This window comes from Streptomyces sp. NPDC049597 (assembly GCF_040675505.1).
Lineage (GTDB): Bacteria > Actinomycetota > Actinomycetes > Streptomycetales > Streptomycetaceae > Streptomyces.
Genome location: NZ_JBFAOY010000011.1, coordinates 82,333 through 94,918 on the forward strand (window position 1 = coordinate 82,333; position 12,586 = coordinate 94,918).

Below are 12,586 nucleotides of genomic sequence, written 5' to 3' on the forward strand. Positions count from 1 at the left end.
ATGCGTGCCGTGGCGCTGTGGGTACGGGCCGACCTGCGGGTGCGCCGCGGCGAGGCGCTGTTCCTGGTCCTGGCGACCGCCGGGATCATCGTCTCCCTGCTGCTCGCCGGGGCGTTCCTCACCTACGCGGCCAACCCGTGGCAGCGCGTGTTCACCCAGTCCTCCGGCGCGCACGTGTGGATCCAGACGAAAGCCGGCTCCGACCCCAAGGAGCTGGCCCGGCTCGAGGGAGTGCAGGCCACCTCGGGGCCGTTCCTCACCGGTCCCGGGACCGCCGACCTCGCCGGGAGCAGAGCGGCGGTGCAGCTGCGCGCCGCCACCTCGACCCGGCCGGAGGTGGCCAAGCCGCTGATCACCTCCGGACGCTGGCTCGCCACCGGGGCCAACGACGAAGTGGTCCTGGAGAGCTCACTGGCCCGCGCCCTGTGGGCCGAGCCCGGCGACCGGTTGTACGTGCGCGGGGAGGGCGCGGCCGCAGGCACCCTGCGCATCATCGGCATCGCCGACACGGCGGAGCCCCCGTACGAGCCGGGAGAAGTCCCCGGCGTGGCATGGGTGCCCACCGCCACATTCCTCCGGCTCGAGCCCGGCGAGCGTCATGAACAAATCATCGGGCTGCAGCTCGCCGATCCGAAGCACACGGACTTCACCGTCCAGCGTGCGGTCACCGCACTCGGCGCCGACCAGATCTCCGGGATCTCCACCTGGCAGGAGGCCCGAGCCGCCGCCCAGGGAAGCGACCGCCTGCTCGGACTGCTGCTGGGTGTCTTCGGCCTGGGCGCCCTGCTGGCAGCGGGGTTCGCCGTGGCGGGTGCCGTCAGCACCAGAATCCGCAGTTCGCTGCGCGACATCGCCGTCCTGAAGGCCATCGGTTTCACCCCCGGGCAGCTGGTCCGCATGTTCCTGGCCGAGTATCTGGCCCTCGCGCTGCTGGGCATCGCGGCCGGGACGCTCCTGACCGAGCTGCTCGGGCCCCAGTTGCCCGGCAGGGCCGGAGACGCGGTGCAGCTCTGGCAGGCACTGCCCGGCCACATCTGGGTTCCCGCAGGGATCGCGGCGGGCGCGATCCTCCTGATCACCGTCACGACCAGCTCGGCGGCCTGGCGGGCAGGCCGTGTGTCGCCCGTACCCGTCGCACGAGCCACCGTCCCCGCCACCCGGCGGATGTCCGGCACCACCCGGCGGGCTCTGGGCCTGCGCCTGCCGCCCGCCCTGGTCCTCGGCTGGCGCGGCGCCTTCCAATATCCCCTGCGGGCCTGCGGGGCGGTCGCCCGGCTGGCCGTGCCCATCGTGCTGATCACGATCGCCCTGGGCACCTGGACGACCCTGGACCGGTTCGAGAGCGACCCGCAGGGCGTCGGGATCACCGCCGCCCTCACCGCCCGCGGCGACGACCTCGACGACACCTCCATGCGGAGGTTGACGACTGCGGACCCCGCCATCACCGCGGCGTATCCCGGCACCGACGTCACGGCGCTGGTGCCCGGTCAGACCGGCACGATCACACTCCGGGGCCTGGGCACCACGGCCCACCCCTTTCCCTTTGCCGTGGCCGCAGGGCACCCACCGGACGGCCCCGACGAGGCCGTCGCCGGACAAGGACTGCTGGACCTGCTCGGCGTCGAAGTGGGCGACTGGGTCCGCATGACCGTCCGCGGCACTCCGCAGATCCTGCACATCGTCGGCCGCAACATCGAGCCCGAGGACAACGGACGGGTGATCTCCACTTCCCTGGACACACTGCGCGAGCGCGACCCCGCTCTCCGGCCGGATTTCTACTCCCTCGTACTCAAGCCCGGAGCCGACCCCTCAGAGGTCCGTGAGCGACTCTCGGACCGAACGTTGGGACGGCTGGACATCCGCGAGAGCGCCAACATCACCGACGAGCTGTCCTCCGTGCGCCCGGTGATGGCCGGACTGATCGGTGTGCTGGCGCTGATCGGCCTGGCGGAGCTGTCCACCACCATCGCCGCCGGCGTACGGGACAGGCGGCGTGACCTGCTGGCCCTCAAGGCCATCGGGCTGACACCCCGCCAGATCGTCGCGGTCATTGTCGCAGGCACCGGCTTCATCGCGCTGGCCGCCGCACTCGTCGGTACAGGCCTCGGGCTCCTGGCGTCCCAGTGGCTCATCGACCTCCAGGCCGCCTCCACCGGCATCGGCGCGGGCATCGCCCAGTTCCCGCCGCTCGGCGCTCTCGTCCTCCTCGGCGTGGCCGCAGTAGCCGGAGCGGTCGCCGTCTCGCTGCTGCCCGCGGTGCAGGCCGTCCGGCACCGCCTCGCCGACACTCTCAGCGACACGCTGTAACAGATGACCCGCGCAGAGCGTGACCTTCGGAACGACCCGCGCCGCTCACACCGCTCAGATCTACGCGGCCCGGGACGCGTCCGGGGCGACCGTCCGGGTGACACGCAGTCCCACGCGGCAGCGCCAGCTGTCGGGGTCGGGTCGGATGTCGATCCACTCGGCCAGATACTCGACGATGCCCAGGCCGCGTCCGTGTTCGTCGTCGGCCTCGGTTTCGCGGGGACGGGGCAGCTCGGTGGAGGGCCCGGTGTCCACGACGTCGATGCACAGATCCTGAGCGGACACGGACACGCTCACGGCCATCTCGGAACCGCCGTGCTGTGCGGCATTGCCGGCCAGTTCACTGACCACCAGGACAGCGCTGTCCCGGTCCGGACCGGTCACGCCCCAGTAGTTCAGGAGGCCGGAGACGAAAGCCCGGACGGTGCCTACCCGGCAGGCCTGCGCGGGCAGGGAGATCATCGCCCGCCGGAACATGTCCTCGCCCGGCCCGGTGGGAGCGGAAGGCGCCATGTCCGGCCAGGCCGGAGCGGAGGCCGCCATGGGCAGGGCGACAGACGCGGGCCCTGGCATGGGGCTGAACCTGCCTGATGTGATCGTTGAACTGGCCTGGGAAACCATGACGTGCCTCGCTGACCTCAGCCATCCGGGCGAACATCGACACGCGGTCCCGCGTGACACGCCGCTCGGCAGTGTCGGGCACGAGCGCCGGGAGGGCTCCCGGCCGGCTGCGATCAGCCGCTCATCTCGTGCGGGTCAAGCTGTTGTACATACATGTTAAGTAGGGGCGAGCGAGGAAGTCAACGTATTCCCGAAGAAAACCGCAGGAAACAGACTACGTGCCTGCCAGCGTTATCCGCCTATGAGCTACACGCTTACGTAAACCGATAGGCATCAGCGAGGCGACGCGCCGGGGACGGCACCAGGGGGCCGTCGGGGTCGCTGCGGCGATGATCATGCATCGGACTGCGGCCGCGATCGCGGTCGCCACCTACTGGAAGGTCATGCCATTGCAGGGCGCGGGTGACCGCGTACGGCTGTCCGCGCGCAGCGTGCATCCCGAGGCCGGCCTGCACGACTCCCCAGCTGCTCGCCAGGCTCTGTCAGGTGGGATCGAGAGCTCGATGACGTCATGACTTGGGGGTAGCCGTGGACGGCGGCGCAGCACGCCCAGGCTCTGACGCATGCCCCCTCTGAACATCAAGCCCATTCATGCTGGTCAGGTGGACTGGCTGCGACCCAGATCCGCGACCTGGGAGCCCTGCACTGGCTCCACGCCGGGGAGTCGGTCATCCTCTTCGGACCGGTCGGCGTCGGCAAGACCCACATCGCCCAGGCCTTCGGCCAGCTCGCCGTCCGCCGAGGAGCCCACGTCCGCTTCGCCAAGGCCGGCCGAATCCTCGTAGCCCGCCATGCCCCCAGAACCCGGTGGCTCCTCGCGCGACGCGGATCAACGCACGACTCAAATCTCATTCCGTCCGTCAGATCCTCTGAGGGTGCCACGCGACCGAGTCGAGTGATCACGCGCCGATTCTGCCACCTACCGGAGCCCTCCTCTGAAGGCCGTCTCAGCCCCGAGGGAGTCGAGGTCGTCGTCCTGCCCCCTGTCTCGTTCTCACGAGGTTCAAGATCGGCCACTCGGCCGAGTTCTCGCCGAGGCCTGCTCGCCATGCCGAGGCGAGCAGGCCCGGGGGCCGTGCAGGAGGCGGTTCGGCGACGGCAGCACTGACCGATACGGCGTCGCGTCAGTGCAAAATCCGGAGTCGCCATGATCACATGTCAGACGCCTCTGATCAGCGCATGGACAGCTCGTTGCCACTGACACCCGAACCCGGACGTCTCAGTGGCATCTTTCCTGAATCTCACAAGTGTCATCAGGTGACAGCACTGCGCCAGTCGCCCGCCGCACCCGCGACGAATCCACAGACGTAAAGGCTCAGGCGTTGTACTTGGCGAAGACGCGGGTACCGGCCGTCGCCGAGACGATCACCAAGCCGACCACCACAGCCAGCCCCGTCAGCACGGTATGTGAGCCGTACTGGCCGGCGAAGAATCCGCGCATGGCGTCCACCGCGTACCGCAACGGGTTGGCGGAGCCAATGGCTTTCAGCCAATCGGGGGCATATGAGAGGGGCAGGAGGATGCCTGACAGCAGCATGAGCGGCAGTGCGATGCCGTTGAGGACAGGCGCGAAGAGCCACTCCGACGTCAGCTTCAGAGCCAACGCGTAGGAGAGGAAGGCGAGGCTGATGCCGACGAGCATCATCATGGCGATGGCGGCCAGGACGCCCCCTAGGGGGGCACGCAGGCCGAACAGCAGGGCGATGAGGACGATGACGACCGACTGGATGAACAGGGCCAGCACGTCCCAGAGCACCCGACCCAGCAGCAGCCCGAGCCGGCTGGCCGGGGTTACCCGAAGCCGCTCCAGATAGCCGGAACGGACATCGGGGATCAGGCCGAACCCGGCGTAGCCGGTGGCGAACAGGCCCAGTTGGACGAGCAGGCCCGGAATGTAGACCTGCCAGGCGGACGCGCCGCTCTCCGGCAGCATCTTGACCAGGACCGGGCCGAACAGGGCCATGTAGAGGAATGGTTGGACGAGGCCGATGAGGAGGCCCGTCCTCTTTTGCGCCGCAGCCGAGGCCTCGTCCCGGAAGACGATTCCCGCGTCTCGGATCGTGTGCATCATGGGGCTCCCCTCAGGCGTGGACGGCGTCCGTGTCCTGCTGCGGACGGCGGTCGGTCATGGTCATGAAGACGTCGTCGAGCGAGGGTTTCGCCAACCGCAGGGACTGCGCCCGGATGTACGCGGTCTCCAGCTCGCGCAGCAGGTCGGCGAGGATGCGCTCGGCGCCTCGGCAACTGACCGACAGTGCGGTGCCGTCCACCGACACGCCGTGGACCTCGGGGTGGGCGCCGATCAGGTCGGCGGCTCGTGCCGCGTCGCCGTCGACCCCGATCTCGATGGTGTCGTGGGCGATGGCGGCCTTCAGGTTCTGCGGGCTGTCCTCGGCGATGATGCGGCCCTTGTCGATGATCAGAACCCGGTCGCAGAGATTGTCCGCCTCGTCCAGGTAGTGGGTGCTGAGGAAGACGGTGGTGCCGTGCTCGTCGCGCAGGCGGCGGATGTGTTCCCAGACGCCGTTGCGGCTCTCGGGGTCGAGGTTCGCGGTGGGCTCGTCGAGGAAGAGCAGCTTGGGTTCGTGCACCAGACCGAGTGCCATGTCGACGCGGCGGCGCTGGCCACCGGAGAGGGTCTGGATGACACGGTTCGCCAGCTCTTCCAGCCCGAGCTGCGCGATCACCTCGTCGGCGCGGGCTTCGGCCTCGGGGCGGGACATGCCGTAGAGGCGGGCCTGCAGGACGATGTCCCTGCGAACCGGGGAGCTGGGCTTGGATCCGCCTGCCTGGGAGACGTAGCCGATGTGCCTGCGGACCTTCACCGCCTCCTGGAGCAGATCGCAGCCGGCGATGGTGGCCGTGCCTGAGCTCGGGCCGAGCAGGGTGGTGAGCATCCGCATGGTGGTCGTCTTGCCGGCACCATTGGGGCCGAGGAAGCCGACGATCTCCCCCGCGTTCACGGTGAAGTCGACTCCGGCCACTGCCTCGACGCGGCCCTGCTTGGTGTGGAACGTCTTGGCCAGCCCCTTGGCCTGGATCATGGGTAACGCCTCCCGTGACGGATCGTGCAGGGCACGCTCGTGCGGTGCGGGTGGTGCGGTCATGCCTGCAGTCCTTCGCGTTCTTCCTGCGCTTCCTGGTCGGTCCACACCCGACGGCCGTCCCTGGTGGTGAGTTCAGGCCAGGTGAGGGTGCCGTCTTGGATCTCGCCGACGATTTGGCGGGCCCAGTCCCGTTCGGCTTCGGCCATGGTCAGGGCGTATTCGAGTTCGATCACGAACAGCCGTGGCGTCTGCTGGCCCAGAACCTCGGCCTGCGCCTGGCGGGCCTGGTCGATCTCCTCGTCCAGCCGGGCGATGCGTTCCCGCAGGGCCAGGACCGCGCGTTCGGGCCCCAGGGCACCGAGGTAGCTCACCGCGGCGAGGAAGCTGGGGTATTCCTTCACCGGGGTGCGGACGAGTTCGTCCAGCCAGCTCATGAACTCCTTGCGGCCCAGCTCGGTATGGGCGTACACCGTGCGCTCCGGCCGGCGTCCGGCGCGCTCGGTGCTGTGTTCGGCGATCCAGCCGGCACGGACGAGCGATTCGACGACGTCGTAGAGCGAACCGGTCTTGATCTTGAAGCTGGAGTCCTTGTCGCGTTCCCGAAGGGTCGTGGCCATCTCGTACGGATGCATCGGCTGCTCCAGCAGCAGTCCGAGGACTGCCAGCCCGAGCAGGTTGGAGACCGGCCGTTTGCGCGCCGCCATCTTTCAACCTCCCTTAGTCGGATCCGACTATACGGCGTCGACTGGTGTGTCGATCGACCGATGCATGGGCTGACACTCGGTCGTGACGGACTCTCAGACGAGCCGCGGCAGATACTCGGCCGCAGGGCCGGAGCCCGGTCGGAGGGCCTCCGGGCGGCCGCAGTGCAGGACCGTGCCGCCGGCCTCTCCGCTGCCCGGGCCCATGTCGATCAGCCAGTCCGCTGCGGCGGCCAGGTGCAGGTCGTGCTCGGCGAGTACGACGCTGTTGCCCGCGGCGAGGAGCACGTCGAACGCGTCGACGCCGACCACGACGCGACCTACGCGGCACTGGAGCGGGCGACGTTCGGCGGGCGGGCGGCGGTACGGCGAAGGCGGGCTGACCCCGCGCCGGGTGGGGGCGGCCGGGAGCCGCGAGGGCACAGGCGCTCAGCCGGTGACATCACCGGTTTCGCGCCGTGGTGGACGAGGCGCAGGAGCGGTTGGCCTGGCATGTCGGAAGCGGCCAGTAGCTTCATGCGTCATGGGAATTCAGATCGATGCAGTGGCGAATTACCCCGTCGACGATGAGTTGGAGAGGGTGCTCGGGCTGGCCGAGGTGGTCGGCCAGCCCGTCACCGTCACGTTCATGTGGGAGGAGTGTGAAAAGGCGGAGCGCGCCGTGCTGGTGCCTGCGGCCATGCTGGCGCTCTGGGAGCATTGGGCTCCCATCGCCTGTCCGGCGAGTGACGCCGGGGACGAGAACCGGGCTGAGGGGGAAAGGCCGGAACTGGCTCACCCAGCGGAATTCGGCGCGTTCACGCTCTTTCGTCGTCGCGTGGGAGGGCGCACGGCGGTCGCTCGCGGAGGTGTGGTGGTCGCCGAGCTTCTGGACCCCGAGGAGGCGCGCTGGCTCCAGGAGCAGGCCCACAATGTACGCCAGGGCTTCATGGATCCGAAGCAGAAGGCGGCGTTCGAGGAGTTCCTCGCCCGACAGTCATCCCTCGATGAGCAGTGATGCGCCGACTCGTGCTTCGGACGTGGCTGACAAGGGATGTCCAGGACCATGCGGGCGAAGGAGCGCACGTGCTCGGCGCGTGTCGCCGGCTCGGGGCAGTTGACCGGGACAGCTTGGAGCTGAAGCCGATCGCCTTCGGGCAAGGCATCTGGATGCGTGAGAATCCAGCGGGTGACAGCGCGCCGGTCACGGACTTCCTCGGCGGTCCGGCCGGACCGTGGCTCAGGCGTCCTCGGCGCAGGGTCTGCGGGTCCTCGGATCGGCAGGGAGCAGGTCACTTCGCCGGGTGAGCTCCCGGTCGCCGATGATGGCGCACAGCTCGCGGTACCACCGGGCCGGGCCGCGTCGAGGGACTGCGGGCCCGGGCCCACCGTACGCTCGGGCGGTAACGCGGGGCCCGTCATCCCGCCGCGTCCCCTGCCGGTTCGCCGGACGATGGATTGCGCCAGGTCAGGGTGACCTTGAAGTTGGCCTGACCGGTCGTCCGGGAGATCACCACGTCCGCCTCGGCCGACAGGGACAGGCCGAACTCGACGCAGATCTCGTCGGGTTGCCGTGCCATGTCACGGAAACCGTCGACGAAGTTCTCGGCGACCGGCCGGATCCCGGCGAGCATGTCGTTCAGCGAACGGGTCGCCCGCGCCACGACCTGCCCGGGGCGCGCGACCTGCACCAGCCCGTCCGCGGCCTCGTCGATCTGGACCTTGACGATGCCGGTCGCGTCCGACGGAGCGGATCCCTCCCCCTCGCCACCCGTTCTCGCGCCGCCCGCCCCGGACACGGGCAACTCGACCAGGTACGCCATGCTTCCCCCTTCGCGACACCTGCCACGCCAGCTCCGTACCCTACCGATTCGACGGCATGTCGGGACCGAAACGGTCTCGAACCGTCCCCTTGCACCGAGCTGGCAGTACGTCCAGGCATCGCGGCCCTGGCTCCGCTCGCGCCCCCTGGGGGGAGGCGATCTCGCGCCTGGGCGAGGACCGCCGCCTGCTCTCGTGCCGCCCGCTGCTGATCCCCCATGTCGGGGCCCGGCCGAAACGATCGCCGGGCCCCGCCCGGGAGGGGGCCGCCCCTACGGGCGACGATGGTGTCAGGCGGTCCTCCATTCCTGCGCCGCGTCCAGCAGCCAGTCCGTCAGGTAGCCCGCGAACGAGGAGCGGACCAGCACCCAGAACCCCGCCCGCGGTTCGTCACGCGCCACCAGCACCACCTGGGTGCGGCCCAGGGTCGTCTGGGCGCAGCGGCCCGCGGCGAAGGCGCGTGGGTGGAGGTCCAGCGGGCAGCCGTGGGCCAGCAGGTCGCGGGCGCGGGGGCCCGCGACGAGCAGCGTCGTGCGCTGGGCCGAGACGTCCGTGACGGACACGGGCTCGTCGCCGGCGGCCTCGCGGATCCGGGACTCCAAGGCCCGCTGCCCGCCCGGCGGGCCGACCACCAGCCACTCGTCGGGGCCGAGCCAGACAGCGGTCAGCTCGCCGGCGCGGACGACGGTGTTGGGTTCGACGGGCAGTTGCAGGCCCAGCGCGAGGCCGACCGCGTCCGCCGCCGCTCCCTTGGGATCCAGGCGCACGTCGATCTGCGTCAGGAAGGGGAGTTCGGCCAGGCGGACCGCGCCTGCGGACTCTCGGGTCGCGGCGGCCAGGCGGCCGGCGGCCCGTGACAGGGGGCTGCGGAGCGGGGCGGCAAGGGCGGTGTCAGCCGTCACGGCGGGCTCCTTCAGGGTCGTAGAGGACGGGGCTTGCGACGGTCACCGGGACCAGCCGGTCGCCGACGGGGGCGTAGAGCCGCTCGCCGATGCGGTCCCGGCCGCCCTTGATCAGGGCGAGCGCGAACGTCCGGCCGAGGGCGGCGCTGCGGTAGCTGGAGGTGACGTGGCCGAGCATCGGGACCGGCGGCGCGGGCAGCACGCTGTCGGCGACCAGGTGCGTGCCCTCGGGCAGGAAGGTGCCCGGGTCCTCGGGCAGCAGGCCGACCAGGTGCTTGCGGTCGGGGCGGACGGTGTCGGCGCGGGCGTACGAACGCTTGCCGATGAAGTCCGGCTTCTTCTTCGACACGACCCAGCTCATGCCGAGGTCCTGCGGCGTCACCGTGCCGTCGGTGTCCTGGCCGACGATCGGGTAGCCCTTCTCGGCGCGCAGGACGTGCATCGTCTCGGTGCCGTACGGGGTGATGCCGTACGGGGCGCCGGCCTCGTACAGCGCCTCCCACAGGGCGGTCGCCTGCCACGGCGAGACGTTGATCTCGTAGGCCAGTTCGCCGGAGAAGCTGATCCGGCAGACCCGTGCCTCGATGCCGGCGACGGTCGTGTCGCGCCACGCCATGAACGGGAAGTCGTCGTTGGCGAGGGCGAGTCGGGGTGCGAGCGAACCGAGGAGCTCGCGGGAGCGCGGGCCGACCAGGGCGACGGTAGCCCACTGCTCGGTCACCGATGTGCAGTGGACCGTCAGCTCCGGCCACTCGGTCTGCAGCCACTCCTCCATCCAGTCCAGCACCGTGGCCGCGTTGCCCGTGGTCGTGGTGACCAGGAAGCGGTCCTGGGCGAGACGGATGACGGTGCCGTCGTCGAAGACCATGCCGTCCGGGCGGCACATCACGCCGTAGCGGATCATGCCGACCTTCAGGGTGCTCATCATGTTGGTGTAGAGCCGGTCGAGGAAGACGCCGGCGTCCGGGCCCTGCACGTCGATCTTGCCGAGGGTGGAGGCGTCCATGAAGGCGACGCTCTCGCGGGCGGCCGCGCACTCGCGCAGCACCGCGGACTCCATGTCCTCGCCGTCCTGCGGGTAGTACCAAGGGCGCTTCCACTGGCCGACGTTCTCGAACAGCGCGCCGTGCGCGACATGCCACTCGTGCAGGGCCGTCGTACGGATCGGGTCGTGCAGCGCGCCCCGGTCGCGGCCCGCGAGCGTGGCGAACGAGACCGGCGTGTACGGGGGCCGGAACGTGGTGGTGCCGAGTGCTGAGATGTCGACGCCGAGCAGTTCGGCGACGACGCCACTGGCCAGGACTCCGGAGGTCTTGCCCTGGTCGTTGGCGGTGCCGGCCGTGGTGTAGCGCTTGGTGTGCTCGACCGAGCGCATTCCCGCACCCGTGGCCCGGGCCAGGTCGTCGACCGTGACGTCGCGCTGGAGGTCGACGAACCGCGGCGCGCCCTCCCGGCCCGGGACCGTGAACACCTGCATGGGCGGCGTCTGCGGCTGCGCGGTCACCCGGGGGAGGCCGGGTGTCCGAGGGGTGTAGCCCTCGGCCTCGATCGCACGCGCACCGGCGGCGGCGCCCTGCGCGAGGACCCCGGCCAGGGTGAAGACGCCGCTCGCGCTGCCCGCGACCTCGACCGCCTGACGGGAGGCGTCAGGGACGAAGGAGCCGAGCGCCTCGTCGTAGCGCAGCTTGCCCCCTGCCTGGCTGAACAGGTGGGCCACCGGGTTCCAGCCGCCGGAGACCAGAAGGAGGTCGGCGGCGAACTCCCGCTGTCCCGCGGACTCTCCGTACGGGGCGACGGCCACGGTGGTGAGACGCGGGTCACCCTCCGTGCCGGTGACGGCGTGGCCTGCCAGCACCTCGATGCCGGCAGCCCGGGCGCGCTCCGCCCACTCCCCCGGCTCGGTGCGCGTGTCGACGACGGCCTGGACGGCCACGCCTGCCGCGGAAAGGTCCAGTGCTGCGGCGTACGCGCTGTCGTTGGTGGTGAAGACGACCGCGCGGCGGCCGGGCAGGACGCCGTGGCGGTTGACGTACGTACGGGCCGAGCCGGCCAGCATCACACCGGGGCGGTCGTTGTCCGCGAACGCCAGCGATCGCTCGTGCGCTCCCGTGGCGAGAACGACACGGCGGGCGCGGATGCGCCAGACACGTTCGCGGGAGACGTTCTCCGGGGCGTCGGCGCCGAGGTGGTTGGTGCGGCGCTCGACGGCGAGGAGATGGTTGTCGTCGTAGTAGCCGAACACGGTGGTGCGGCGCAGCACGCGGACGTCCGGAGCGGCGTCGAGGCGGGCTCCGGTCTCGTCGACCCAGTCGAGGAGTTCGCCGGTGCCGAGGAGGCTGCCTCCGAGTTCCGGCTGGTCGTCGGCGAGGATGACGCGGGCTCCGCTGCGGGCGGCGGCGGCCGCCGCGGCGAGTCCGGCCGGGCCTGCGCCGACGACGAGCAGGTCGCAGTGTGCGTGGACGGCGTCGTAGCGGGCCGGGTCCGGTTCGGTGGCGAGGCGTCCCTGGCCGGGGAGGCTGCTCGCGACCAGGCCGTCGTAGAGCTCGACCGTCGTGGCGGGGAGCATCGGCTCGGGGAACGGCGCCTCGATCTGGATGACGGCGTTGGGTTCCTCGACGCCGGCGGAGAAGATGCCGCGCGGGCGGCCGAGCTTGATGCTCGTGCCGGCCTCGATGACGCCGTTGGCGAGGAGGGCGGAGGCGAGCGTGTCGCCCCGGTAGCCCTGGTATTCGGTGCCGTCGAAGCGGAAGGTCAGCGGTTGGTCCCGCGCGACCCGGCCGCCGGTGGTCAGGCGGAACGGCTGGGTGTTCTCCCCCACCCCGCCGGCGGGCCGGCTTCCGGAGCCTGCCGAGGGCTCCGCGTTGGGCCCTGACAGGGCCTCGTCCTCACACGCCGGCCGGGCCGGCACAGCCGCACGCCGCTCGACAGCGGCCGGCTTCGGCTCGTCGGTCCGGTACACCGCCAGGATCTCGTTCGTCGCCGTGTCCCGCACCGCGTTGAACCAGCGGCGGCAGCCCGCCGCATGGCTCCAGCGCTCGGCGAACGGGCCCTTGGGGTTGGCGCGGAAGAACAGGTAGCGCGCCCAGTCCTCGTCGGTCAGCGCCGCCGGGTCCTTGGGGTAGGGCACGTGCGCCTGGCCGCCGTAGTGGAACTCGGCCTCGTCACGAGGCCCGCACCAGGGGCATGAAATCAGCATCATCGGCAGGCT

11 protein-coding genes are annotated in these 12,586 nt (G+C 70.7%); 3 read left to right on the forward strand and 8 right to left on the reverse strand.

Going from position 1 to position 12,586, the window contains the following annotated elements:
* On the forward strand, positions 1-2,307 hold the full coding sequence (locus AB0K02_RS15130; RefSeq protein WP_365992864.1) for an FtsX-like permease family protein: 2,307 nt from the start codon (positions 1-3) through the stop codon (positions 2,305-2,307).
* Positions 2,308-2,367: 60 nt separating this feature from the next.
* Here the strand turns inward: AB0K02_RS15130 and AB0K02_RS15135 are convergent, their stop codons facing one another.
* Positions 2,368-2,880 carry an ATP-binding protein gene (locus AB0K02_RS15135; RefSeq protein WP_365992865.1) on the reverse strand — a complete coding sequence of 171 codons (513 nt, stop codon included), beginning with the start codon at positions 2,878-2,880 and terminating at the stop codon, positions 2,368-2,370.
* 688 nt (positions 2,881-3,568) lie between these two features.
* On the opposite strand from AB0K02_RS15135, the gene AB0K02_RS15140 reads away from it, so the two are divergent.
* Complete coding sequence (locus AB0K02_RS15140; protein WP_365992978.1) at positions 3,569-4,036, forward strand: ATP-binding protein; 468 nt, start codon at positions 3,569-3,571, stop codon at positions 4,034-4,036.
* A gap of 207 nt (positions 4,037-4,243) precedes the next feature.
* Here AB0K02_RS15140 and AB0K02_RS15145 read toward each other — a convergent pair whose 3' ends face one another.
* The 4 genes from AB0K02_RS15145 to AB0K02_RS15160 form a co-directional block, all read right to left on the reverse strand.
* A complete protein-coding gene (locus AB0K02_RS15145) occupies positions 4,244-4,999 on the reverse strand; it encodes an ABC transporter permease (protein WP_365992866.1) in 756 nt (251 codons plus the stop codon).
* A gap of 10 nt (positions 5,000-5,009) precedes the next feature.
* Positions 5,010-6,035, reverse strand: coding sequence for an ATP-binding cassette domain-containing protein (locus tag AB0K02_RS15150; protein ID WP_365992867.1), 1,026 nt, complete (start codon positions 6,033-6,035; stop codon positions 5,010-5,012).
* Complete coding sequence (locus AB0K02_RS15155) at positions 6,032-6,679, reverse strand: PadR family transcriptional regulator (RefSeq protein WP_365992868.1); 648 nt, start codon at positions 6,677-6,679, stop codon at positions 6,032-6,034. The genes AB0K02_RS15150 and AB0K02_RS15155 overlap by 4 nt, the downstream gene beginning before the upstream one ends.
* 93 nt (positions 6,680-6,772) lie before the next feature.
* Positions 6,773-6,988 (reverse strand): hypothetical protein, encoded by a 216-nt coding sequence (locus AB0K02_RS15160; RefSeq protein WP_365992869.1) that lies wholly within the window; start codon positions 6,986-6,988, stop codon positions 6,773-6,775.
* Positions 6,989-7,199: 211 nt separating this feature from the next.
* Here AB0K02_RS15160 and AB0K02_RS15165 point away from each other — a divergent pair, with 211 nt between their 5' ends.
* Positions 7,200-7,673 carry a hypothetical protein gene (locus AB0K02_RS15165; protein ID WP_365992870.1) on the forward strand — a complete coding sequence of 158 codons (474 nt, stop codon included), beginning with the start codon at positions 7,200-7,202 and terminating at the stop codon, positions 7,671-7,673.
* Positions 7,674-8,073: 400 nt separating this feature from the next.
* Here AB0K02_RS15165 and AB0K02_RS15170 read toward each other — a convergent pair whose 3' ends face one another.
* The 3 genes from AB0K02_RS15170 to AB0K02_RS15180 all read right to left on the reverse strand — a co-directional run bounded on the left by AB0K02_RS15170 (position 8,074) and on the right by AB0K02_RS15180 (position 12,577).
* Positions 8,074-8,478, reverse strand: a complete 405-nt coding sequence (locus tag AB0K02_RS15170; protein WP_365992871.1) for a CU044_2847 family protein — start codon at positions 8,476-8,478, stop codon at positions 8,074-8,076.
* A gap of 288 nt (positions 8,479-8,766) precedes the next feature.
* Complete coding sequence (locus tag AB0K02_RS15175; RefSeq protein WP_365992872.1) at positions 8,767-9,378, reverse strand: sarcosine oxidase subunit gamma family protein; 612 nt, start codon at positions 9,376-9,378, stop codon at positions 8,767-8,769.
* A complete protein-coding gene (locus AB0K02_RS15180) occupies positions 9,368-12,577 on the reverse strand; it encodes a sarcosine oxidase subunit alpha family protein (protein ID WP_365992873.1) in 3,210 nt (1,069 codons plus the stop codon). Before AB0K02_RS15180 ends, AB0K02_RS15175 begins: the two co-directional genes overlap by 11 nt.
* Positions 12,578-12,586 lie beyond the last annotated feature (9 nt).

Coding starts and splice junctions, on each gene's coding strand:
- AB0K02_RS15180 (WP_365992873.1), bottom strand. CDS start 12,577: ATGATGCTGATTTCATGCCCCTGGTGCGGGCCTCGTGACGAGGCCGAG.
- AB0K02_RS15145 (WP_365992866.1), bottom strand. CDS start 4,999: ATGATGCACACGATCCGAGACGCGGGAATCGTCTTCCGGGACGAGGCC.
- AB0K02_RS15150 (WP_365992867.1), bottom strand. CDS start 6,035: ATGACCGCACCACCCGCACCGCACGAGCGTGCCCTGCACGATCCGTCA.
- AB0K02_RS15155 (WP_365992868.1), bottom strand. CDS start 6,679: ATGGCGGCGCGCAAACGGCCGGTCTCCAACCTGCTCGGGCTGGCAGTC.
- AB0K02_RS15170 (WP_365992871.1), bottom strand. CDS start 8,478: ATGGCGTACCTGGTCGAGTTGCCCGTGTCCGGGGCGGGCGGCGCGAGA.
- AB0K02_RS15165 (WP_365992870.1), top strand. CDS start 7,200: ATGGGAATTCAGATCGATGCAGTGGCGAATTACCCCGTCGACGATGAG.
- AB0K02_RS15135 (WP_365992865.1), bottom strand. CDS start 2,880: ATGCCAGGGCCCGCGTCTGTCGCCCTGCCCATGGCGGCCTCCGCTCCG.
- AB0K02_RS15130 (WP_365992864.1), top strand. CDS start 1: ATGCGTGCCGTGGCGCTGTGGGTACGGGCCGACCTGCGGGTGCGCCGC.